General features: G+C 67.1%; 18 protein-coding genes. 12 read left to right on the top strand and 6 right to left on the bottom strand.

The window, feature by feature from the left end; all coding sequences use genetic code 11:
- Positions 1-36 precede the first annotated feature (36 nt).
- The 6 genes from OIE69_RS44110 (at position 37) to OIE69_RS44135 (ending at position 7,188) form a co-directional block, all read left to right on the top strand.
- Positions 37-2,049 (top strand): hypothetical protein, encoded by a 2,013-nt coding sequence (locus tag OIE69_RS44110; RefSeq protein WP_326581765.1) that lies wholly within the window; start codon positions 37-39, stop codon positions 2,047-2,049.
- Positions 2,050-2,223: 174 nt separating this feature from the next.
- Positions 2,224-2,598 carry an SH3 domain-containing protein gene (locus OIE69_RS44115; RefSeq protein WP_326581767.1) on the top strand — a complete coding sequence of 125 codons (375 nt, stop codon included), beginning with the start codon at positions 2,224-2,226 and terminating at the stop codon, positions 2,596-2,598.
- A gap of 19 nt (positions 2,599-2,617) precedes the next feature.
- Positions 2,618-3,400, top strand: a complete 783-nt coding sequence (locus tag OIE69_RS44120; protein ID WP_326581769.1) for an isopentenyl transferase family protein — start codon at positions 2,618-2,620, stop codon at positions 3,398-3,400.
- Positions 3,397-4,569 carry an MFS transporter gene (locus tag OIE69_RS44125; RefSeq protein WP_326581771.1) on the top strand — a complete coding sequence of 391 codons (1,173 nt, stop codon included), beginning with the start codon at positions 3,397-3,399 and terminating at the stop codon, positions 4,567-4,569. Before OIE69_RS44120 ends, OIE69_RS44125 begins: the two co-directional genes overlap by 4 nt.
- Positions 4,566-5,225 carry an HAD-IA family hydrolase gene (locus OIE69_RS44130; RefSeq protein WP_326581773.1) on the top strand — a complete coding sequence of 220 codons (660 nt, stop codon included), beginning with the start codon at positions 4,566-4,568 and terminating at the stop codon, positions 5,223-5,225. Before OIE69_RS44125 ends, OIE69_RS44130 begins: the two co-directional genes overlap by 4 nt.
- Before the next feature lie 103 nt (positions 5,226-5,328).
- Complete coding sequence (locus OIE69_RS44135; RefSeq protein WP_326581775.1) at positions 5,329-7,188, top strand: AAA family ATPase; 1,860 nt, start codon at positions 5,329-5,331, stop codon at positions 7,186-7,188.
- A 15-nt stretch (positions 7,189-7,203) separates the two neighbouring features.
- Here the strand turns inward: OIE69_RS44135 and OIE69_RS44140 are convergent, their stop codons facing one another.
- Positions 7,204-7,893, bottom strand: a complete 690-nt coding sequence (locus tag OIE69_RS44140) for a hypothetical protein (RefSeq protein ID WP_326581777.1) — start codon at positions 7,891-7,893, stop codon at positions 7,204-7,206.
- Between the two features lie 417 nt (positions 7,894-8,310).
- Between OIE69_RS44140 and OIE69_RS44145 the strand changes: the two genes are divergently transcribed.
- Positions 8,311-9,075, top strand: coding sequence for a hypothetical protein (locus tag OIE69_RS44145; RefSeq protein ID WP_326581779.1), 765 nt, complete (start codon positions 8,311-8,313; stop codon positions 9,073-9,075).
- A gap of 128 nt (positions 9,076-9,203) precedes the next feature.
- Here the strand turns inward: OIE69_RS44145 and OIE69_RS44150 are convergent, their stop codons facing one another.
- Positions 9,204-9,983: an IclR family transcriptional regulator domain-containing protein gene (locus OIE69_RS44150; protein WP_326581781.1), complete on the bottom strand. Its 780-nt coding sequence runs from the start codon at positions 9,981-9,983 to the stop codon at positions 9,204-9,206.
- A 683-nt stretch (positions 9,984-10,666) separates the two neighbouring features.
- Here OIE69_RS44150 and OIE69_RS44155 point away from each other — a divergent pair.
- Positions 10,667-10,891, top strand: coding sequence for a hypothetical protein (locus OIE69_RS44155; RefSeq protein WP_326581783.1), 225 nt, complete (start codon positions 10,667-10,669; stop codon positions 10,889-10,891).
- Between the two features lie 375 nt (positions 10,892-11,266).
- Here OIE69_RS44155 and OIE69_RS44160 read toward each other — a convergent pair whose 3' ends face one another.
- Positions 11,267-12,727: a cytochrome P450 family protein gene (locus OIE69_RS44160; RefSeq protein ID WP_326581785.1), complete on the bottom strand. Its 1,461-nt coding sequence runs from the start codon at positions 12,725-12,727 to the stop codon at positions 11,267-11,269.
- A gap of 809 nt (positions 12,728-13,536) precedes the next feature.
- On the opposite strand from OIE69_RS44160, the gene OIE69_RS44165 reads away from it, so the two are divergent.
- Entirely contained in the window at positions 13,537-14,856 is a 1,320-nt protein-coding gene (locus tag OIE69_RS44165; protein ID WP_326581788.1) for a cytochrome P450, read from the top strand.
- A 243-nt stretch (positions 14,857-15,099) separates the two neighbouring features.
- Entirely contained in the window at positions 15,100-16,461 is a 1,362-nt protein-coding gene (locus tag OIE69_RS44170) for a cytochrome P450 (RefSeq protein ID WP_326581790.1), read from the top strand.
- A gap of 96 nt (positions 16,462-16,557) precedes the next feature.
- Here the strand turns inward: OIE69_RS44170 and OIE69_RS44175 are convergent, their stop codons facing one another.
- From OIE69_RS44175 to OIE69_RS44185, 3 genes are all read right to left on the bottom strand, one after another.
- Positions 16,558-18,156, bottom strand: a complete 1,599-nt coding sequence (locus OIE69_RS44175) for a cytochrome P450 family protein (RefSeq protein WP_326581792.1) — start codon at positions 18,154-18,156, stop codon at positions 16,558-16,560.
- A 160-nt stretch (positions 18,157-18,316) separates the two neighbouring features.
- Entirely contained in the window at positions 18,317-18,727 is a 411-nt protein-coding gene (locus tag OIE69_RS44180; protein ID WP_326581794.1) for a hypothetical protein, read from the bottom strand.
- A gap of 9 nt (positions 18,728-18,736) precedes the next feature.
- A complete protein-coding gene (locus tag OIE69_RS44185; protein ID WP_326581796.1) occupies positions 18,737-20,083 on the bottom strand; it encodes an ATP-binding protein in 1,347 nt (448 codons plus the stop codon).
- Between the two features lie 608 nt (positions 20,084-20,691).
- On the opposite strand from OIE69_RS44185, the gene OIE69_RS44190 reads away from it, so the two are divergent.
- The gene (locus tag OIE69_RS44190; protein ID WP_326581798.1) at positions 20,692-21,969 is read left to right on the top strand and encodes a cytochrome P450 family protein; all 1,278 of its coding nucleotides are present in this window, start codon (positions 20,692-20,694) and stop codon (positions 21,967-21,969) included.
- Positions 21,969-23,033, top strand: coding sequence for a cytochrome P450 family protein (locus OIE69_RS44195; RefSeq protein ID WP_326581800.1), 1,065 nt, complete (start codon positions 21,969-21,971; stop codon positions 23,031-23,033). The genes OIE69_RS44190 and OIE69_RS44195 overlap by 1 nt, the downstream gene beginning before the upstream one ends.
- Positions 23,034-23,197 lie beyond the last annotated feature (164 nt).

Here is a 23,197-nt window from a genome sequence, read left to right on the forward strand (position 1 = left end):
GAACTATCCGCCCTCCTGGCGAGCGCGGATCGCATCGTGTCCGCATTCCACACCGACCCAGCACCGGGGGCGGTCTCCCGCGCCCTCACCCAACTGCACAGCCTCACATCGCCCGAGGCAGCCCGCGCCATCGACGTCATCGCAGGACGCACGCAGCCCGACGGCGCAAGATTGCTGCTCCTCCTCGCGCTTTGGGCCGACCATCGGGCCGCCGGCGGTGAAGAACTCCTGTCGGCGCTACGCCGCAGCAAGCCATCGTCCGCGAATCACCCCCCCAGCGGGCCCGCGGGCAAGCTGGCCGCGCAACTCATGGCCGAGCCCGACGGGCCAAGGCTGCTGGGAGAAGCCGAGGAACTCCTCAGCATGATCAACGCCCGCGAGCGGGAATCCCTAGAACACCTCGCCCGGGCGGGCGGCATCCGCCCCGGGACCCGCTACCGGTACCGGCTCTCCATGCCGGACGGCTCACACCGCCCCGTCGCGGTCTTTCCCAGCGCCTCGGCTGCATGGCAGCACCTCCTGCACCATGACACCCCACAGCACCCGATCGGCATCGTCGCCGAGACCACCGACGGCCAGGACGTCGAACTGAGCCCTGCGCGCCTTCACGACGACGTCGTCGCCGAACGCGCACTGGGCGACGAAACAGTGAGCGAGATCCATTCGGGGCTGCTCCGCGCCGCGGAAGTCGCATGGCTGCAACACCGTCTGACCGGGCCAGCCCGCTACCCGGACGCTGACCATGCGGCATCCACCGTCATGCGCCCCACCGAGCCGAACCGAGGCACCGCAGGGCAATGGGCCAGCGCCACGTTGGAAGCGATGGTGCGTCTGGGGTCCCTCACCCTGGTGGAACGTGCCGCCGACATCCTCAACGCCGAGGAAACCCGGCCGCTCAAGGGGCAACTGTGGCTGGACGCCTTCCAGCTCGCGGCGCAACAGGCGCTGAGCATCACCATGCTCTCCCGCCGCGAGTTGCGCCGACTTGACACGGAAGAACTGGTCGCGCACTGGCAAATCCTGCGCCTGGCGGGAGTCGACGATCCGCGCCTGGCATTGTTCGCCGATCAGATGCTGACTGAGCTGTCAGCGCGCGACCCCGGGGCGCAACGGCTGCGGGCGGTGCTGGAGCCCATCATGGCCGACACCGCACGGGACTGGACCGTGGATGCTTCGCAGCCTCACGGACAGTCACGCCGGCAGCAGGCTGCCGAGGCCTTCCAGGCCGCACGCGCCTTCACTTCAGCCCGGATCCTCCACCGCGTCGACTGGGACCGCAGGGACCACATCGACGTCACGCACGACGCGCTCGCCGCCGCTGGCATTGACGACGCCTTCGGAATTGCTGCCGGTCTGGCCGAGTCACCAGATGCCGCGGTCCGCCGCAGCCCCCTTGCTGTCGACGCGTACGCCCAAGCGTGGATGGCGGCACACCCCGACGCGTGGCAGGCGCTGCATAAGGAGGACATGGCTGCCGCGCTCGCCGCCGATGCCGCGGTCGACTCCCATATTCCCCAGGCTGCCGCGAACGCCGTGTACCGACAGCTGCGCGCGGACCGGCTGGCGGCCGTCTACAGCGTCCTCGGCCGACTGACCTCACCCGTGAGCGCACCAACCGGGCCGTACACCACGCTCGCTGCGCAGGCCCACGCCAGCGCCCTCCGCCACTTGGCGGTTGCCACCTTTGGTAGCGCTCAGCGCGCCGTCAACTTCTTCTCCGATCATGCCGCTCACCTCGAGCACACCACGGCCCCGCAAACGACCGACTCACCAGACGCTGGAGACCGGCCGCACGGCGACGGTCCCGCGAAGCAAGCGTCCGCTCTCCGTCGCGCGGCCGTCGAACTGGCCAGCCTCTTCCCCGAACTGCACACCCAGCAGGACAGCGCTGGCCCGCAGGACCGGCTGCGCGCCGTCACCGCCCAACTGGCCGCAGGTGCCGCAGCGCGTCGCCGGCCAGCCCCGACCGGCCTTCCCCACGCACACGATCCGGCGCAGCGTGCAGCAACACAGTCACTTCCGGGCTGTGTCGGCCCGGCACGTCACTAACCCACCGCCGCAGCAGCACCGCATTCCCCCGTGCCGGGACGCCACCCCGAAAGACCGTGCCGGGCCCTGGCACCTCACACCGCCCATCACGCCAGGCGGGCCAGATCGCCGCCAGGCTCCTGTCCCGAGGCCCCCAGGCCCGCTCGCAGCGACTACCGGAAGGACACAAGCTCCATGAAGCTCAAGCGCACAGCCGCCGCATTCACCGCCACCGCGGCCCTCCTCGGTGGTGGCATCGCCCTGGCCCCGACCGCGTCCGCCGTCGGCTCCTCCGCGTGCACCGCCAACGTGACCGACCAGGACGTCTGGCCCTACAGCGACGGCCTGCGCCTGCGCTCAGGTCCGAGCACCACGTATTCAGCGAAGGGCCTGCTGTACGGATCCGACCGGCTGACCGTCCGCTGCCGCAAGGGCAGCTGGTACTACATCTCCACCGACACCAAGACCCGGACCGGCATCGCCCGCAACACCTACGGCTGGATCTCCGGCTCCTACATCAACTGGCAGACGTGCTCCACCGGCGACGCCTACTGCCCGTACAACCGGTAAACCGACGGGAGACCTGCCCATGACCCCCGTCCCTGGCTCCGCGTGTATGGGCGCCGAGCCCGCCCCGGGCGTGATCCTCGTCCTCGGACCGACCGGAATCGGTAAGACCGCGCGGTCCGTCGAGCTGTCTCGCAAGTACGGTAGCCCCGTCATCGCCCTGGACCGCATCCAATGCCACCCGCAGCTCGCCGTCGGCTCCGGCCGGCCCACCCCCGCGGAGACTGCAGGGACCATCAGGATCTACCTGGACGAGCGATCGCTGGCCCTCGGCATCCTCGACCCCGGCGACGCCGTGGACCGACTGACCGGTGAAATCAAGCGGCTCCGCGACGCGGGCGCCACCACCCTCATACTCGAGGGCGGGTCGATATCGCTCCTCACCGAGCTGGCACGACGCAGCGACTGGACCGCTAACGCCACCGTGCGGGCCGACGTCTGGCTCGAGGCGAGCCCCCGCCGCTACCGCGACCAGGTCGCACGCCGTGTCGAGCAAATGCTCGGCTACTGCGACCACGAGCCACGCACCCTGCTCGACGAGGTCGCCGACCTCGTCCTCGACCCAGCGCACCTGGAACCCCTGCACAGCATCGTCGGCTACCGCGAGGTACTCGACATCAGCGCCCGCCGAGGCATGCCCCCCACCAGGCTGCAATCCAGCAGTGGGCGAATGCTGCGGATGGATCTCTTCGAAGGCGTGCTTGGTGCCCACCTCGACTACGCCAGGCAGCAGCGCCACGCACTCCAGCAGGTGCTGCCCGCACTGACCGATCTCGGGGTCCGGGTGGAGGTGCGTGAACGGTGACCGCGACCGCCATCCCGGCCGTCGTCGCTCTGCGTCCTCCCGTGGCCGCCCGACGGCTCCTGACCGCATACTTCGCGGGCATGGGCGCGCTCATGGCGGTGTGGGGGGCCCGGATGCCCGCCGTACAGGCTGTGGCCCACCTCTCCACCGGCCAATTGTCGATCGTGCTCCTCGCTGCAGCCGTTGGCATGGTCGCCGGTCTCCAGGCCGGAGGCATCTGGGCTCACCGGCATGGGCCAGCACGGCTGCTGACCGCGCCAGCCGTCGGCCTGGCCCTGGTGCTCGTGCTTCTCGGGCAGGGCCGCACTCTGCCCGAACTCGCGACGCTCGCGCTGCTCTTCGGCTTGGTCCACGGCGTCCTCGACGTCGGCGCCAACGCCGCAGCCGTACGCTGCCAGGACAGATACCGGCGACCCATCATGAGCAGCCTTCACTGTGGCTACAGCGCCGGCGCGCTTTGCGGCGCCGCCCTGGCAGCACTCACCGCCCACCTCGCGCACAGCGTCGTCTTCGCCGTCTTCGGAATCACCGCAGCCCTCGCCGCCCTCGTCGCAGCACCAGCCACCCGCAACATCGCCGACCTCGGCACTGAAACCCACCAGTCGCATGCCTCCACACAGCCCCCCGCCACCAAGCACCCCCGCAGCCTGCTGTGGCTTCTCGGCGGGCTCGCCGCGTCCAGCCTCCTCGGTGAAGGCGCGGCAGCGGATTGGGCAGCCGTCCATGTGCACGACCTCGGCGGCCAGGCCTCGATCGCTGCCGCCGCTTTCGCCGCGTACAGCGCCGCCATGGCCGCAGGCCGCCTCATCGGCGACCGTCTCACCAGCCGATACGGCCCCGCCACGGTGGTCCGAGCGGGCGCTCTGCTCGCCGCCATCGGATTCGGCAGCAGCCTGATGCTCGACTCCGTTACAGCCGCCATCGCTGGCTGGACAGCCCTCGGGCTCGGCCTCTCCGTCACCGTCCCCTGCCTGATCACCGCTGCCGGAACGGGAGGCCCTCGCGCAGTCGCCGCGGTGGCGGCCACCGGCTACCTCGGACTGCTCGCCGGCCCCGCAGTGATCGGCGCCCTCGCCTCCTGGATCACCCTGCCAGCCGCCCTGGCCCTACCCGCCGTACTTACGGTCGGCATCGCCGCAACCGCCCGACGAGCTCTGGAGTCCCGTTGAACCCCGCCACCCCCGCGCCCGCCTCACTGGAAGCGCTGATTCTCGACTACAACGGCGTCATCGGACGCCAGCCCACGGCCCCCATGTGGGCGGAGCTCGCCGAACTGGCCGGATGGCCGACCAACATGCACCTCAACTTCCAGCAGGCCTTCTGGGCCGACCGCGAAGCGTACGACGCCGGCATCGACAGCGACCGCGCCTTCTGGACACGCCTGGTCCGCGGCCGCGACCTCACCCCCGGCCTCCTCACCACGCTGCGCACCACCGACACGGCCATGTGGCTGCACACAGACCCGGTCGTGCTGAACATTTTGCGCGCCGCCCACCAGACAGGGCTCAGGCAGGTAGTTCTTTCGAACGCCCCGCACCCCGTCGCCGACGGCATCGACGCAACCGAGTGGCGCTCAACCCTGATGTCGGCCGCTCTCTACAGCGCCAGGCTCGGCCGGAACAAGCCCGCGCCCGAGGCCTACGAGGCGGCCCTCGCCGCCGCTGGGTGGCCGAACCCCGCCACAACGCTGTTCATCGACGACCGCGACAGCAACTGCCAGGCGGCACAGGCGCTGGGCATCAGCACCCTCCACTACACCGGCAACACCTCCCAGCTCGCCCGCGCCCTGCCCGCGCTGAAGCCCTCCCTGATCTCCGCTGCCTGACCCCGGACGGTACGCCCCTGACCTGTACCAGGGCGCGTACCGTCCGGCGGGTCACCAGCGCACCTTTTCTCCCACTCCCCGGGACCAAAGACGGCGCGACCTCATGCGCACCGGGCACAACCGGCAGCCTGACTTATGGCGCCTCGGCGGCACCCCGGCCCCGGGCACGACCATGGAAGGCCGCCTCGTGCCCGAGATGACTCCGCAACGGCTCTACGCCCTTACCAGCATCACCACGCATCCCTGGGGCGACGACACCCCCGGCCCGAAGATGCTGATCAGAGATCCCCTCGTAGCAACCCAGTGGTACTTGAGGATCGAGAGCGAGGAGGTCTACGCAGTCTCTGCGCAAGTCAGTGATGACCAAGGCGCGACGTGGCGTCCCCTGCTCCCCTCCGAACTGCTGCAGGACGCCCACCGGCACCTCAGCGATGCCCTCGCTGGCCAGCGCGATTCACGCCGAGCGCTGGTGGCTGAGGCTGCAGCTTGGCTCGACCGCAGAATGCGGTTCGTTCAGCCTGACGACCCTGTCCAGTGGATCCCGTCGCGTCCGTCGGTGCAGGGCTGGAGGACCGGTGGCGACGTCTGGGCTATGGCGATGGGTACCGTGCCCAACGACGATGTGCTGTCCCACCTGGCCGCGACATACTCCCACCGTCACACGGTAGGGGCGAAGCTCGTTCGCCGCGGGGCCCGCAAAATCCTCGCGGCCCTTGCCCTCGGCCAGAACCCGAGCGCGGGCGGGTCGGACGTACTCCTGCGGGCGTGGCGCGTGCTTCACCGAGCGGCTACTCACGTTGAAGCTGGTCAGGTTAACGCCAGTGCGCGCGCGGGCCAGGATCGAATCCTGGCCCACCTGGCGACCCACCATCCGGAGCGGGCAGCCGACGTGGCGAAGCTGAGGGTGCTGCGTCCCGTGGCAGGTGTGGATGAGGCTGGCGACCCGCCCGTGCGGAATCGTGCCGCACAGAATGGCGCTGCTGGTGGGCAGGCAGCTGGCACGGTGGAACCTGGCGAAGCTGTCATGCCCGGTTACCCGAAGGCCTTCCCCGACGATCTGCAGGCCGCAGCAGCGTGGCGGCAGCTCTCGCCCAAGGCTGCGCGTGCGGCCGACCTGGCGATGGACGACCTCTCGCGCGCCAGCCACCAGCTGAATCGGCTGACGCACCCGGAAACAGGGATGGCACCGCAGGAGGACCTGACCGAGGACGGTGCTCGAGGGTGGTTCAACGCGTGCTGCGTTCACCTGGCCGAGCTCGATGCCGAGCACGCGATGCTGATGTACGCGCACCTCCTGGCCAGCGCGCGGGATGAGGCCAAGCCGGCCCTTCATCGGCTGGGTGTGGCCGCGGCCGAGGCAACGGCCGGCTTGGGAGTCGACGAGGGGAACCGCCAATTCTCCGAACGGTTGAGGGCCATCGAAACCGGCATTGACGAGACCGTCGCGGCCCAGGCACAACTGGCACGTAACGCACTGCACCGCTGCATTCCGCAGATCAAGCCCACCATCGGCTGGCGTAGCCTCCTAGAACAACGTCTCATCCGCAAGCCCGGGCTCGGCCCCGACGCTTTTGAGATGACGTGGAGGACCCTGCGGCGTTTCGAGAACGATCTGGACGTCCTGACCCGACGTGCCCAAGCGAAACGGGAAGGCGACCTCGTTACACCTGAGCAGCTTCAGGACGCCCAGTCTCGTGTTACTCGGCTCCGAGGTGACGTAGCAGCGCTGCGCACGAGCATGCCCACAACGCGCCGGGCTTTGAAGGCTCTACAAGACGTGATGGAGCTGGCGCCTACCGATACGTTCAGCGTCGCGGCACGCCTGTCGAAAATCATCGCCGACTCGCAAAAGCGCGCTGCCGATGCCCCACCAGCACATGATCCGATGCCGTCCACGTCCCATTCCGCCAGCACACAGCGCACCCACCAGCAGCAGGGAAGCGCTGGACGGAGCGTTCGCTGAGACCCAAGGGAGAGCTCAGGCCTCTGTCGACGCGGCCTCTCCGTCACTCTGTGGCTCCGCGTCAGTTCCACGGTCACGACCTGCATCGGCGGCAGGGATAGCGGTGTAGAAAACGGAGCCTTGGCGCCGCTCCCGCTCTGCGAGCCCCTTGGCTACAAGGTTCTCCAGGGTGTTCCTGATGACTGGTGACGAAGCTGCCCTGTCGGGGTGTTGTTCCGCCACGGCTTCGGCGACCTCCCGAACCATGCGGGGCTCATGGGTCGCGTGGAGGACCTGCTGCACGAGTGCCACCAGACTCGGCCCGGACTCCTTCTTTGCCGATCGCGCGCCGACTGCAGGTCGTTGCCGGCCCCCGCTTGCCTTACGGCTGCGAGCCGGCTTAGCCGCAGCGGACTTGCGACCACGAGGTCGGGGAACCGCGGCCTCGTCGGTGCCCGACGCCGGCTCCTCGGAAGGCGAAGGGCCTTCGGAGACTACGGTCGAAGCGTGCGCCACGGTCGAAGCCACGCTCTCCTCATCGTTCTGCAGACGAGTGAGAACAGCACTCTCACGATCCAGTTCCGCAAGGTGCGTCTGCAATTCCTCAATGCCCGCGAGCACGCGCGAACGCTCAGATGCGATGCTGGCGAGGTGGCCAGCAATTCGCTGCGAACGCGCAGCCTGCAGGTCCCCCATGCCGGAAACGTCCAACCGCATGGCATCCATGGACAGCCCGCTCTCTACGAAATGGTGTTGCTGCCGGATGCTACCCACTGCACCCCGTATCGGTCACAGATTACGGCGAGGCAACCACGAACGAGTGCGGGAACCATCAGTCTGCCGTGCACCCGCTCGGTACCAGCAACCTTACTGAGTAGCACCGCCGGCAAGCGCGGCTCCAGCCCTTCGCTTCGCTCAGGGGGGAGGCCTGGAGCCTATCGCGCATGTCAAGCGCACTCCCGTAGACCAGACCTCCCGGCAAGAGTCCGGCGACACAGCACGCTCACATGCGTCATTTCGTGCCGCGCGTGCCGTCCCATGCTGCGGACCAACCCAGCAGTCAGCACGGCTGTCATCCCGGCACGCGGAACCAAACACACAAGCGCAGTCCCGCCCTGTGCCCAGGTCGGCATCGTGTATCCCATGACGACGAAGCCAAATAGCAGCCGACGCCCCGCCCGCATCACTGTCGCATCGCTCGCATGCGCTGGCGTGCTGATGCTGCTGCCGGGCTGCCGGGATGCCCTATCGCAGAGGCCATCAACGGGCGCCGTGAAGCCCGCCGCCGATGTCCCGGCCAGCAACACCAAGGCGACCCGAGTGGAGAAGCTGAAGCCCGCCGACATTTACGGCCGCGCGACCAAAGCCAACGCCGAGGCCTCATCCCTGAGAGAACGCATGATCCGAAAGGAGTCGGCCTACGACCTGCGGATCTCCGCCACCGAATGCGCCGGCACAGTCGACATGAGAGGAGAAGGCTCCTACCGCATCGTCAAGAAGGGTGATGACGTGTGGGCGCTGCCGGACGAGAACTTCCTCAGAGTCTTCGCCGCCAACGGTATCGAGACGGCCGAGGGCACGTGGCTGCACGGACCCGCCGACAACAGATTCATGGCCGACCTGGCAAGCTTCTGCAACAGCAAGCAGTTCACGTACCCCGAGACTGCGACGACGCCAATGACCAAGGGCAAGATCACCAAGATCAATGGACAGGAAGCCATCCCGGTGACGGGCAGCGTCGACACCCGCTCGCGCACCTACTTCATCGCAACCACCGGAGCCCCCCACCTGCTCGCCATGAAGAGCCGCGGCAACGTCGCCGTCGGTGACATCACCTACTCAGACTTCGGCACCCCCGTGAACGCGACGAAGCCCAGGGGAGTGATTGTGGAGGCACCGGCCTATTGAGCGCGGTCCGCTTGCTCGACGACGTCGCTGAGGCCAGCGGACACGAACTATGTTCAAGCCGCATCGTTCGTACTTCTGGAGGAGGCCTTGCCCAGAACGATGCATAGTGCGTTCGAGACTCCTGTGGGCTACCGCTCTGGCCGGCTGAGCCGAGCAGCCGTGATCTGAATCGCAGCTACGATCTCCGGCGACGGGTCAGGCATCGCATCAGCTGGCATGAGGACGAGAACGCTGCCCATGACAGCGTCACCCAAAAAGACAGGCGCAGCAATCGAGTGCCAGCCCTGGCGGCACTCCTCGAATCCCACGGCGTAGCCGGTGTCCCGAACGTCGGCCACCGCCGATCGGAAGACGTCTTGATCGTGAAGGGCACCGGGGCCAGCGGCCAGCGGCAGGGCAGTCGACGCAACGACTTCCTGAGTACGCTCCGGCAGGTAGGCAAGGATGGCGCGCCCCGGAGCACCCAGGCGCAGGGAATGCGTGATGGAAAGCAGATCCTTCCGGGTAGTGCCCAGCGCTGTGAGATCGAAGCCGCCGATCGCCATGTCTATGCAGTGACGGCTGGTCAATCCGAACGGACTCTTGAGGTACAGGAACACGAGCCCCTGATCTGTGGCGCGCTGCAAGGCGTGCAGTTCCTGGCTCGCGGTCTTGGGCAGGGAGCAGACACCGCGCTCTACAGCCGCAGCGAGGGAGTACACCCCCGGCTCAAGCCGCAAAAAGATGCCGTAGTTGATTCCGCTTTGAACAACACGGCTTACCGTGGATAGATCAAGGCCCGTAACGGAGATCAAATCGCCCATAGATGCCGTAGCGCGCCCAAGTTCGGCAAACGCCTGTTGAACCGTGAACGTGCGGCCGGCCTGAGTGCCTACGCCGCGAGCGTTCATGCCCCGCTGGCTCGCCATGGCCTCTGCACTCCCCTCCTGCGCCTGAGTCGCGCTCGAGACGCCGGTTCAGCTGCAGCGTCAGGTGTCATAGGCGACGCCCGTGGGCGACAGGCGTCTGGCGCGAGCGGGTCATTGCTCGTCCATCGCTGTCCGGAACGCCGTCCTGCAGCCACGTTCGTGCAGGGGCGCTCGGGACACAAGTGTTCTTGCCAGGAGGCGGCAATCTGCGCGAATCCCGGCCAAGCAGAGGGCCTTATTGCCAGCCTGGCAATATTGCTGCCCGACTCATTCCGGTTGGGCTGGCAACATCAAGGCGCCTCAGGATCCTCCATGCAACTGGCCCGTTGTCGGCGAGCCCTCCTCCGCGCTGACCCGAACAAGGACACGGGGTCACCAGTGCAGGCGACGGTATGCCGAACCTGCGCCGGGTCCCGAAGGACGCGTCGCGGGCGCTCATGGGCGGCTCGCCGCATCGTCGAGACTTGGCGCTAAGACCTCTCGCTGCTGCGCGAAGAGGTATCAGGGTTCGCTGACCGCGAGTTCTGGCAGGCCAAAAAAGCGCCCTGTGCTCGCCGAACAGCTCGTTATGCGACGGGCAGAGACGGAGCGGGCAGAGCGTCGTATCGACGAGGAATTGACCCCGGACGAGCTTGGTGACGCCGCGCTGGAGTGGGCGCCTGAGCCGGTTCTTCCTGGCCAGCGTGCTGCTGTCAGTAGGGCTGAGCGACGGCCGCTGGAACACCTCCGCGCAGGCCGGCACCGCCATCACACTGCTGCTTTTCCACCGCAAGCCGCAAGAGCTGGATGCCCAGGTCCCCGGGTGCCAGTGGAAACTGCTGGACCCGCCGGGCATGATCCCGCCGGTGCTGCGCGACCTCCTGCACCCACGCCCGGAGGAGGGGTCCCCGCATCCGGAAGGCGTCTGACGGGTACGTACGATCCGACTGGTTCACGACGACGACCTCCACCACCACAAGGCGCGAGTGCGGCCGTCGAGCAGGTCCACCCACCACTCCGACAGCGCGGCGCAGTCCTACGAACCTGCTGCCGCAGGGCAGTGTGCACTTTCGCGAATGAGGCGAGGACCCGCTGCCGGATGACATACCTAAGTTCTTCTGGCACCGCTGCTCCGCCGCCGTTGAGCCAGGCGCCAGCGGTCCGGGCCAGTGGCCACCCGGCACGTAGCTGGGCCAGCGCCTGCTGGAAGGCGAGGATGGGCGGCGTACCCCGACCGGACGCGCTTCAGCTGCCTCGCCCCGGGCGGGCTTAGGGCCAGCGGGAAGGACAAGTGACGAGGAACATCATCTGCCGCCCCGCGGGGTCCGAGGTGACCGCCCACGGACAAAGGACCTCAGCGAGTTCGATCGCGATGAGCGATCGTTCGCCGCGGTACCTGAAGCGGCCGAGTCATAGTGCGGATGCTCGGCGAAGTACAGAGGCTGCTGTGGCCACTCCGCCGAAACCCCTCGGTCGAGATCGTGTACAGGACTGAAATGGACGGGAAGGCTGGCGGGACCGCGCACAACGAGCGCTGGCGCCCACTCCACCTGATCCACAGGCACAGTCAGCTCCATCCCCGGCAGGTGGAGGAAGAGACGTTCCAAGCCGATGTAGACGATGTGGCAGGCCAGATCCTGAGCAGGGCAAGCGTGCGAACCAGCGCCCCAGGCGAGGTAGGCCTGGTGCCCGACAGCGGAGAACGGATCGTCCGGCCTCGTGCGGGACCCAGAGGCGGCGAGCGACAGCACGATCATGTCCCCGCGCTTGATCTGGCAGCCGCCGAGCTCCACATCCTTCAGTGCCCAGCGATTGAAAACGTTCTGCAGGGGTGGCGCCTGCCAAAGGCCTCTGTTCGCAACGTCGCCGACCGACACCCGCGCATCTCGGATCTGAGCCCGGAGCTCGGTGTCGGTGAGGATCTCCAAGACCGTGTTGGACATCCACGCCGCGGTGGTCAGCGAGGCGTTCATCATGAACCAGCTCTGGGACTCAACCTCGTTGATCTCGCGCCGTTTGCCACCTGCAGCCTTCAGCATGCGGGACGTCAGGTCCGGCCCCGGATCCTTGAGCTTTTCCACAACCACCCGGCGGAAGATCGAGTCCAACCGACGTGACCCGTCGTGAGCCTGCGGCGTGACCCGGATGACTTCATGCACCGATGCCTCGACCTCTTCGGCATAGCGGGCGTCGATGCCGAGCAGGCCCATCATGACCAGCAGCGGCAGGCGGTGAGCGAAGTCAATCTCGATATCGGCCTCACCCTTGTGAGCGAAGCCGGCGATGAGCTTGTCAGCCAGCGCGGTGATGAACCGCCGTGTCTGAAGACTGTGCTGTTCCAAGTCGGCGAAGGCCTCCACGACAGGCCGCCGGCGCCGTGCATGCTCGGCGCCATCATGGCATTGCATGTGACCGCGAGGATCGAGGAGACGCAGAAGCGGGTGATTCTCTTGGACCTCCTCACGGCGCGCCCAGGTACGCGGATCGTTGCTGAACCAGCCTTGACGGTTCTGAGCGACGTCACGGGCAAGGTCGGGGTCAAGGACCATCCATTGCCAGAAGGTGCCTGACTCGTTGACCTTGACCGGAACGACCGGGCCGTACTCCCGGAGTTTCGTGTAGTACGCGAGCGGGTCTCGCTCGAATTCCGCCCCGTACAGCGGCAGAGGCTCTCGTGGGGGCGGGGCGGACGGCGGCAGCTGGTCAGCGGTCGCTCCATGCAGGGGGCAGCCGGATGGGGCACGGTGGGGGGAGGATGTGGTCATCGGTGCTCTCAATCAGCAGCGAAGCGGTCCGGCGGCACGATCAACTTGTCGCGCTCAGGACGATGGCACATGTAGCCGCCATCTGTCCGCCGATCTCGGTTCCGGGCCGTGCAGGCGTATGGAGAACGGACTCAGGAGCTTCTGTCGCGTAGTTCGAACAGGTTGGGCCCTGAGGCGTCACGAAGGCAGCTCGGCTTGAGCCCGGGCTGACTGCGCGCATTGCTCAGACATCAGCGGAAGTCCCCGGCAGCGTCCGGCCCAGCACGGAAGCGGTACGCCGGGATGCAGGGCTGCGGGATGTCTCGGCGCCGGCGGCAGGCAAGCATGCGTCCCGAACTGCCCCCTTTTAAAATGCAGTTGAGGATTCGTCAGATAAGTCGTCTCGTACGCACAGCGTGAGCGGAACCCACTATGCTACTTCAGGCCCAGCCTCCTCGCGGAGGTCCGGCCAGCCCTGTCGTGCTATCGCTGCGGGTCGCATCCCGGGTCGGGCGCGGCGTGGTTCAGGGTCAAGGTTCGCTTCATCCGATGACGGGGACTCCACCTTGGTGGACGAAGGACCTCGCGCCGTCGGCTGGTGAGGGCGGCCAGGGACCTGACCGCATCGAGATGCGACCGGCTGTCCCATCATCGGAGGCTCCGTGAATCCCCCTGACCCCCACACTGCCGCGTCCCCGCAAGCCGCTGTCCCGCCCCCTGGATGCCCCGCCCACGGTATGGCGCCTGCGGACATCCAGCGCCTGTACGGTCCCGCCGTTGATGACGACCCGAGCGGCATGTACGAGCGGCTTCGGCAGCGGCACGGTGACGTGGCGCCGGTCCTGCTCCATGGTGATATCCCGGCGTGGCTGGTCCTCGGACACCGGGCCACCCTGGAGGTCCTGCGCTCCCCGAAGCGGTTCACCCGGGACTCCCGGGAGTGGACGGCCGTCAAGAACGGACAGTTGGGCATGGACTCGCCCATCCTCCCCATGGTCGCCTGGCAGCCCCTTGTCCTCTTCGTCGACGGTGACGAGCACAAGCGGCTGCGCGGTGCGGTCACCCGAGCGCTGGGCGCGTTCAAATCCAACGGGATCCGGAGCATCGTCACCCGGTTCGTCCACCAGCTCGTGGACGAATTCGTGCGGGATGGCAAGGCGGACCTGATTTCGCAGTTCGCAGAGAAGCTGCCGATGCTGGTGATGACCCGGCTCCTGGGCATGCCGGAGGAGTACGGGCCGCGGCTGGTGGATGCCGCCCGCGACCTGATGAAGGGCACCGAAACGGCGCTCGCCAGCAACACCTACATCACCGAGGTACTGCAGCAACTGGTCGCACGCAAAGAGGACAATCCCGCGCACGACCTCGCCTCGTGGCTGATCAAGGACGAGTCGAAGCTGACCACCGACGAGGTCGTGGAGCATCTGCGCCTGATCCTCATCGCCGCTAACGAAACGACGGTCAACTTGATCGCCAACACGCTCAAGACGGTGCTCACCGACCCCCGTTTCCGTGGTCAGCTCTCGGGCGGGTCGATGACGCTGCCCGACGCTCTGGAGCAGGTCCTGTGGGACGCTCCGCCCCTTAACGCCATCCCCGGGCGCTGGGCCCTCAGCGACACCAACCTCGGCGAGCAGGTGATCAAGAAGGGCGACTTCCTGGTGCTTGCCTTGGCCGCGGCCAACCGCGACCCGGCGATCCGACCTGACCTGGACGCATCGCTGGCCGGCAACAAGTCCCACGTCTCCATGAGCAGCGGCCCCCACGAGTGCCCGGGTCAGGACATCGGCCGCAGCATCGCCGACACTGGCATCGAAGCGCTCATGGGCCGGCTCCCCGACATGGCCCTGGCGCTCGATGAGGAGGACCTGACCTACGACGCCACCTGGCTGACCAGGCACCTGCGCACGCTGCCGGTGACGTTCACCCCCTCCAAGCCCAGCAGGGCCGTGGAGCCCGAGGCAACGCGCACGAGCCCGGCACTGCCGGAGCAGGTCCCTGCGCCGCAGCCGGCCACTGCGCCGCAGGCGCTGCCGCCTCTGCAGGCGTCCACGCTGGGCGTTCCTGCCGCAACCGCTGTACCCACCTCCGCAGGCCGGCGTCCGTCGCTTTGGACGCGACTGCTGCGGCGGATCACAGGCCGCGGCTGATCGCTTACCCCTGGAGGCGGTGCACAGTACCCCTGTGCACCGCCTCAGCCCTGCCTGCGTCCCTTCGCCACTGTGTGACCGGTCCCCAACCACGCCCGTTGCGGCCAATGGCGCACCGTCAGAAGAACAGCGCTGGTCAGCGCGACTTCTCGTCAGCATCGGACCGTGAAGCGGCCGTGTACCCATTGCTGCAATGGGCATTCATGATGGGTATATGTGTTCCCAACGCAGAGGAGCGTCGTCGTGACAGGGCTGCCTTCCATACCGCGCGCCCCGAAGGGCCTACCGCTCCTCGGCCACGTCTTGCCCCTTTGGCGCCGACCACTCGACTTCGTGGACTCACTCAGGAACACCGGCGACCTCGTTCGGGTCGATCTGGGTCCCCTGCCCGTCTACTTCGTGAACAGCTCGACCCTGGCCAAGGAGGTCATGGTCACCAAGGGCCCCAGCTTCGAGAAGGGCCGCCTGTTCGACCGCATGCGACCCCTCGTAGGCAACGGCCTGGCCAACTCAGGCGGCGCGACGCACCGCAAGCACCGGAAGCTGATGCAGCCCTCCTTCCACCACGCGCGCATCGCCGGCTACGCAGCAGCAATGAGTCGCGAGGCCCAGTCAGCCGTCGACGCCTGGAAGCCCGGCCAGACGATCGCTGTGGAACGGGCGATGGCAGAACTCGTCATCAATACGCTGGCCGCGACAATGTTCTCCGCGGACCTGGGCCGACCCGCGGTGGACGCCGTCCACAAAAACGTTCCTGTGATCCTCAAGACCATGCTGGCCCGCGCCGTGTCGCCCAAGGTCCTGGATCACCTCCCCATCCCGGCCAACCGCCGGTTCGACGCGGCCACCGCAGAACTCCTCAAGGTCATCGACGACGTCATCGCACTCACCCGGGAGAGCGGCGACACCGACCAGCCCGACCTGCTGTCCACCCTGCTGGCCACCCGGGACGCGGAGACGGGCGAATCGCTCTCCGACGGCGAGGTCCGGGACCAGCTGATGACCATACTTTTCGCTGGCAGCGAGACCACCGCATCCACCCTCTCTTGGGCGATGTACGAGATCGCCCGCCATCCTGAGGTCGAGGCCCGAATCCTGGCCGAGATCGATGCAGTGGTCGGCAACGATGAGGTCGGCTTGGCGCACGTGCCGCAGTTGGAGTACACCCAGCGGGTCATGGACGAGGTCCTACGCCTTCACAGCGTCACGCTGCTCATGCGCCGCGCTACGGAGCCGGTGGACATTGGTGGCGTAACCATCCCCACCGGCACCGAGATCGCGTTCAGCCTGTATGCCCTCCACCGGGATCCTCGCGTCTACACCGACCCGGAGATGTTCGACCCCGACCGGTGGGAGCCGGAGCGTCGGCGTCTCCTGCCCCGCGAAGCGTACGTGCCCTTCGGTGCCGGCACCCGCAAGTGCATCGGCGACGCCTTCGCCTCCACTCAGATCGTCATCTCGCTGGCCACCATCCTGCCCCGTTGGCGGCTGCAGCTGGCTCCGGGCCGTGCGCCGCACCCGGCCACGGCAGCGATGCCCTACCCGGATCACCTGCCCATGACGGTCAGCCCCCGTCAGGCGCCTATGCGGCGCACCGCGGCCTGACCTGCGGTCGCTCGTTCGGTTTCCGGCCAGCTGCACGGCCAAGGGGCGCCGGTGCTCTCTGCACCGGCGCCCCTTGGTGTTCTTGCCGTACTGCTTCTACCGCTCGTAGTCCTCTTCCGGCGTGACGATCCCGTTCCACGGATCCCAGGGCAGTTCGCAGACCACGTACCCCTCGATGGCACGCCAGCCCACCCGCAGGACAGTCTTGACGGAGGCCGGGCACATGTTGTTCGCCAGGTCCTGGGGCGACGGGGAAGGCCCGAGGCTGCCGTCGTCATACACGACGTAGATGATGTGCCCACCGAGCCGCGTGTAGCCGTGCCATGGGGCGAGCTCGGCAGGCAACGGGTGCGGGTAGGGCTTGTCGAAGACCACGTACTCGCCGAGGGCTTCCATCATCACCGCCTGCGGATCCGGACCGGCCCACAGCGGCTGGTGGCCCGCCGGTGTCGGCGGAGCCGTGGTGAAGATCGGATCGGGCAGATAGGTCGGCTCGCCTTCCACGAGCATCTCCCGGACGCGCGTGAACGACACAGGAAGGGTGTGACGATCCCTGGCCGGAGCGTTCAGCATCAGATCCGGCAGGTGATGGAAGAGCCGCTCAACACTCGTGTGGACGATCCGGAGGGCGAGGTCACGCGCCGGCATCGGGCACGCATGGTCGCCCAGACCCCACGCGATCTCGTAGCCCGACATGGTGACCGAAGCGCGGGGATCAGCGCTCGCCGCGGCGAGTGACACGACGACCAGGTCCCCAGCGCTGATGTCCACGTCTCCCAGACGGGTATCCCGCGTGGCGATCCGGGCCAACAGCTCGGTGCGCGGCAGCAGCCGCTGCAGAACCTGCGTGGTGACTTCGCCCATGCCGCCGGACTCCTGTTGGGCTGCGCGACGTAGCTCCGGGTCGGTCAGCATCGCCAACAGCGTGTTGCCCATGAGAGCTTCGGTGGCGGCCAGGCCCGTAGTCAGGAGCCGCCGCGTCTGTACGTGGATTTCCTGCGGTGTGAGGTCAGGCCCGTGCGCGATGAGCCAGGAGACGAGGTCGGGGCCGAACTCGGCACGCTTCTCTGTGACCAGCTTGTCCAAGAAGTGGTCAAGCTTCCGGGAACCTCTCTCGGCGTGCTCCGGCTCGCGGAGGTCGCCCAACGCGTTGGAGACGCCCGCGGAGTACCGCTGGTCCATGCCGAGCAGGCCCATCATGATGCGGGTGGGAAGCCACTGCACATAGTCGGCCATCAGTTCCGCGGCGCCGGAGTAGCGGCCCGCGAAAACCTCGACCTGTTCGTCAGCGATCTGACTGATCCACTGGATGGTGCGCTCAGGATGCAGTTCTCCGAGCGCTCGCTCCAAGGGAACGGCAAGGTCCCGTTGCACGGCGCTGCTGGCGAAGCGTGGACTCTCGCCGAGGGCCATGTCGATGACCGCCAGCGGAGGTCTGTCGCCCGTGACGGGCCAGCCGTGCCATCGACCGGAGTCTGTCGTCCACAGACCGTCGCCGTTCGTCAGGACCTCGTGGACCTCGTCGTAACCGAGTACCAGCCAGCCCGAGGCGTCTTCAGCGATCTGCGCGGCTATGACGGTTCCTTCGGCCCGCAGGCTGTCGAAATTGCTCACCACGTCGACGTAGAACGCGTCGGTGAACAGAGGCTGGGCGCCGACGGGGCAACGGCGCGGACTATCAGAGGAGGGGGACATGCGGTCTCCGGGGGGCGAGGGGATCTGCCGGTCGCGGCGGCTTTCCACCATGGCAATCCGCAAAGCAGCCAAGCCTTGCGGCCTGGCCCTGTGGCCAGCACGGCCTGTACACCGCCATGATCCCCTAGCCGGAGTGGCTTTGCTGCAACTGCTGCCATTCTCAGACCCGGTGGTCACCAGTCGCATGGCCCGCTTGCACGTCTACGGCGTCAGCGACGAGAAGAACTTCGTAGCCACTGGAGACCGGTTCCCTGTGCAAATTGGTCTTCATCATCATCCTCCAGCGACGGGACGGGACGGCATCCGCCTTAGCCTCCGCACCCAGCTCCCAGCTGAGCTCCAACACGCCGTCTCCGGTCCAGGCACCTGTGAGGTCACGCTCACAGCGTTTCTGCGCCCCCCGTAGCGTGGCATACGGCGGTTCCAGCTGGTTGGCATTATGCATGTCGACAAAAACAGCCTGATACCGCTCTGGCTGCTTGGCTGCGCTGACCATGTCTTCGTCCCCATCACCTTTGAACTTCTTCAGTTCACCCGCGCCCTGTGTGGTCAGGCGCCGCTCGGAATCCATGACCTTTACCTAGGGCGCCATATCGGCCGCGGGCAGGCTGCGCCGGCCGGCGGTGAACAACAGGGGCGAGAGGGTGACGTACGCGGACGTTCCGCCGCCCGGGTGGGGATCGAGTTGAACGCGGGCCTGATGCTGTACAGCGAGCAACCCCACGATGTGTACGCCTTGGCGGCGACTCCCTGGCATTTTGGGTGGGTTGCTCAGCCGCGCGTTGATGGTCTCGCGGTCTTCTTCAGACATGCCGATCCCCGCATCGTGGATCGCAACGGTCCCCCCACCGTCAGGGAGGACTTCGACACTCACCGTGACTCTGGTCGCAGGAGCGGAGAAGCGTGCGGCGTTGTCTAGTAGCTCGGCAAACAGCCGGATGAGGCCGGCAACCTCCCGCCCGCCGACGAACACTGGCGGTACATCTGCCAGGTCGATTCGGGCTCCTTGTTCGACCTCGGCTGCGGCGTGGCGCAGGACCTCCGACAGCGGAACTGGCGTCGACCACACCCGTCCAGGAGCCTCACCTGCGAGTAGGAGCATGTTTTCGCTGTTGCGGCGCGCGCCGATCGCCAGTTTAGCGACCGCGCTGAGCGCAGCATCCGGATCCCGGTGACCGTGTCGGGCCCCATCGATCTCGGCGAGCAGCCGCTGCAAATGAACCTGGCTGCGCCGGCTTAGCAAAGCGAAGGCCGCCCAGGCCTCGCGTGCCGCATCCGGCGAGAGCGGCAGCTGGTCTGGCGGGCCATCAGAAGCACGGCTCCGCCAGCGCCGACGGCTGCCGCTGGCTTCTTCCTCACGCCATGCCTCCTCGAGCCCGGCCTCCAGGCGTCGTTCCGCTTGGTGAAGCTGCTCGCCGGTGCTGTGATAGGCGTCTTCCAGGTCTCGTAGCCTCCGCATCTGGTCGGTGAGGGCCCGCAGGTGGTCCTCATACTGACGTGACAACTCCTCACGTTGGTCTCGGAGGCGCACCACCTCGGCCCCATTTCCAGACTCAGCAACCGCAACAATCTGCAAGGAGTGCAAGCGGTTTTCCAATTCGCCGCGGCGATCAAGCTCGATGCTGAGTTGCGCCTCCAGCGTGCGGACCTGCTCCTCGGCCTCCTGCGCCCTGCGCTGGGCCGCGGCCAGTTCGTCCCGCAGCACGTAGACCTCGTGCCGGTTGGGATCGTGCGCGGCACACGCCGCAAAGTACAAGGCACGTACGTTGGCGCGAACCTCGGGGACCAGGGGCGCGCCAAGCTTGTCTTCGATGGCTTGGTACAGCCGCCCAAGGAACTCGATCTCAGGCAGGCGCCGACCGTTCAGGTACCGCGACAACGTGCCCGGGTCGAGACCAAGGACGCCCTGGAGCTCCCCCAGGGTCATCTCTAGGCCGATGTAGAACTCGCGGAGCTTCGTAGCCCACGCGTACATGGCTGGGTGCAGGTCAGCTGGCAGATCCGCCAGGCCACGCCTCTTGCGTCGCGTATCTTGCCCCACCGGCAACAAACCCCCTGCCCGTCACAAACTTGCCGAGCCTCGGCAAGACTCCAGTACCCGCTTGCACATCCACCTCACCTGCCGCGATGTTGGGGAGACGGCGGGTCATTGATCACCCGACTCCCGCAAAAGGCACTAGGGGAAGCAACGTGCAGGTAGAACAGCAAGATGTGAGCGTAGCGGCGTCGCTCTCGCAACTCGACCCGGCATGTGCCGCAGGTACCGCACTGTCACAGTTACCACAAGCGGTCCGGGAGACATGCTGGCACCGCATCCCACTGTCCATGCGGTCTTGGCGCGCGGAGTGAGAACTCATGACCTCATCGTTGTTCAAACGCACGGCAGCAAGCTGCCCTGCCCATGCCGACGCTCGCACGCATTCCTCACCGCCGATCCGGAGGTCGCCGGAGTGCCACCCTCTCTACGGTCCTGAGTTTGAGTTGGACCCGCTGGAGTACTACGCACAGTTGCGCCGCCATGGCCCCGTTGTCCCTGTGAAGGTCGACAAGGATGGCACCTTCTGGGGCTGGATGGTGCTGGACCCCGACCTTGCTCGTGACGTCCTGCAGAACCGGAACGAGTGGTGGAGCAACGATCCCAAGGTCTGGAAACACCGACCCACCCAGGGCAACCATCCTCTCTTGCGGCTCCTCGATCCCCGAGGCCACATGCAGTGCCAGGACGGGGCGGAGCATGCGCGCCGTCGGCGGCCCGTGGTGGAGGCCTTCGCCGACCTGGAACAGCACAGTCTCCAGACCCGCACTTTCATCACCGAACTGGCCGACAGGCTCATCGCCGGCTTCGCACACCAGGGAGCGGTCGACATCGAGCAGGACTTTGCCCACCGACTGCCGCTCCTGGTGATGATGGGCCTACTGGGCATCGACAGTCGTTACGCCGATCAAGTCGAAGCATCGGTGCACGAGCTCATCCGCGTCGGCCCGCACGCCGACGATGCGTCGCGCCGCATGGACGACGTCCACCGCCAGGTCGTCACGGAGAAGACCAAGCACCCGGGGCCTGACCTGATCTCCCGCATGTTGAAGGCCACGGGTGACAGGCTTGACGTCGACGAGGTTGAAGCTCAGAGCTGGTTCATGATGAACACGGCTTTCACCACGTCGGCGTGGATGTCGAACACTCTGCTGGAGATTTTCACCGACACTCGGCTCCGCGCCCAGATTCACGACGCGCGAGTGTCAGTCGGCGACGTCGCCAACCGCGGGCTATGGCAGGCGCCGCCACTACAGAACGTTTTCAACCGGTGGGCTCTGCATAACGTGGAATTCGGCGGCTGCCAAATCGAACAGGGCGACATGGTCGTCCTTGGCCTGGCCGCCTCCGGCTCAGGTACCCGACCCTCTGACCCCTTCTCAGCCGTCGGACATCACGCCTACCTGGCCTGGGGCGCTGGTGCTCACGCCTGTCCCGCCCAGGACTTGGCCTGCCACATCGTCTATATCGGCTTGGAGCGACTCTTTCTCCACCTGCCCGATATAGCCCTCGCAGTCCCCGTAGAAGACGTGGAATGGGCGCCCCCGCTGGTGGTCCGTGGGCCTGCGAGCCTGCCCGTTACTTTTACCCCCATTCATCATCTCGACAGAGGAGATTCTCCGTGGCCACAACAGCCCCTGTACTTCTCGCAGCAGCCCCCGACGCCGACGGACACGAGGGCTCCAGGCTCCGAGACCACGGAGCGGTCTTCCCGGTGGAGTTCCTTGGTGGCGTACGTGCGTGGGCGGTCACCTCGCACGCCTCGGCCCGGCAGGTGATGGCCGACGCCTCCATCCGCAAAGACGCCGCACATTGGCAGGACAACAACGACGGGCTGGTGCCCGAAGACTGGCCGCAGCGACCCTTCTTCCTGGCCCAGAACCTCCTCAACGCCGACGGCGACCGCCACGCACGACTGCGCGGCCCCATCCAAAAAGCCTTCACTGCCGCCAGGGTCCGGCCCCTGCGCCCCAGGATCGAAGCCATCACCGATGCGCTACTGGACAACATGGAATCCGGCGCCGCCGGCGTTATCGACCTCAGGGCACAGTTCGCCCTACCGCTGCCCATGACAGTCATCTGCGAACTGCTCGGTGTTCCCGACGACCCGGCCATGCGCGACCGCTTCCACCGGCTGTCCGCGGCGGTCCTGCGCATGGACATCACGCCGGAGGAGTCGCAGCAGACCTGGCAGGAGTTTCCGATGGCGCTACAGGGCCTGGTCGACCTCAAGCGCGCCAAGCCTGGGGAGGATCTCACCACCGATCTGATTTCCGCCTGCGACGCCGGCAGCCTCAGCCCCGAAGAGGTCGTCGCCAACCTGCTGATCGTGGTCCTCGGCGGCCACGAGACAACTGTCAACCTTCTCAACAGCGCCGTCCTGGCCCTGCACCGGCACCCGGATCAGCTTCAGCTGCTCCTCGAGGGAGCGGTGGGCTGGGAGCAGGCCGTCCAGGAGACCCTGCGCTATGACGCGCCGGTCCGCTTCACCATGCCGCGTTACACGACCAGCGACATGGAGGTCGAAGGAACTGTCATCCCCAAGGGATCGTTGGTGATTGTTCCGATCACCGCGACCGGACGATGCCCGCACGCCTTTTCCGGCGCTGACACGTTCGACCTGCGCCGAAGTGACAGCCACCGCAACCTCGCCTTTGGGTACGGTGCACACCGTTGTCCGGGCGCCGCGCTCGCCGTACTCGAGGCCGAAATCGCCCTGTCCCGCCTTTTCACGCGCTTCCCGGATCTCCGGCTGGCCTCTGACCAGGCGCCGCCCAGGACTCCGGCCCCCGGTGTGAACAGCATCAGTGAGCTTCCCGTGATCCTGCGCCCGGTGTCCTGATCAACCCGGTCACCTGGCGCGCTCTCCCAGCGGATTGACATCTCCCGCGCCGGCCGCGGCTCCGCAGCCGGAGGTAGCACTCCCGCCGCCGTGTGCCACTCAGGCACACGCGCTCGCCATACACACGCGGCGGGGGCCGCCACCTGCGCGGCCGATTCAGCCAC

Source organism: Actinacidiphila glaucinigra (assembly GCF_035918135.1).
Taxonomy (GTDB): Bacteria; Actinomycetota; Actinomycetes; order Streptomycetales; family Streptomycetaceae; genus Actinacidiphila; species Actinacidiphila glaucinigra.

Bases quoted from the DNA above. Each gene is read 5' to 3' on its own strand.
- OIE69_RS44160 (WP_326581785.1), bottom strand. From the start codon at position 12,727: ATGACCACATCCTCCCCCCACCGTGCCCCATCCGGCTGCCCCCTGCAT.
- OIE69_RS44140 (WP_326581777.1), bottom strand. From the start codon at position 7,893: ATGGATGCCATGCGGTTGGACGTTTCCGGCATGGGGGACCTGCAGGCT.
- OIE69_RS44150 (WP_326581781.1), bottom strand. From the start codon at position 9,983: ATGGCGAGCCAGCGGGGCATGAACGCTCGCGGCGTAGGCACTCAGGCC.
- OIE69_RS44175 (WP_326581792.1), bottom strand. From the start codon at position 18,156: ATGTCCCCCTCCTCTGATAGTCCGCGCCGTTGCCCCGTCGGCGCCCAG.
- OIE69_RS44135 (WP_326581775.1), top strand. From the start codon at position 5,329: ATGCGCACCGGGCACAACCGGCAGCCTGACTTATGGCGCCTCGGCGGC.
- OIE69_RS44185 (WP_326581796.1), bottom strand. From the start codon at position 20,083: ATGACCCTGGGGGAGCTCCAGGGCGTCCTTGGTCTCGACCCGGGCACG.
- OIE69_RS44120 (WP_326581769.1), top strand. From the start codon at position 2,618: ATGACCCCCGTCCCTGGCTCCGCGTGTATGGGCGCCGAGCCCGCCCCG.
- OIE69_RS44180 (WP_326581794.1), bottom strand. From the start codon at position 18,727: ATGGATTCCGAGCGGCGCCTGACCACACAGGGCGCGGGTGAACTGAAG.
- OIE69_RS44145 (WP_326581779.1), top strand. From the start codon at position 8,311: ATGACGACGAAGCCAAATAGCAGCCGACGCCCCGCCCGCATCACTGTC.
- OIE69_RS44195 (WP_326581800.1), top strand. From the start codon at position 21,969: ATGGCCGACGCCTCCATCCGCAAAGACGCCGCACATTGGCAGGACAAC.
- OIE69_RS44115 (WP_326581767.1), top strand. From the start codon at position 2,224: ATGAAGCTCAAGCGCACAGCCGCCGCATTCACCGCCACCGCGGCCCTC.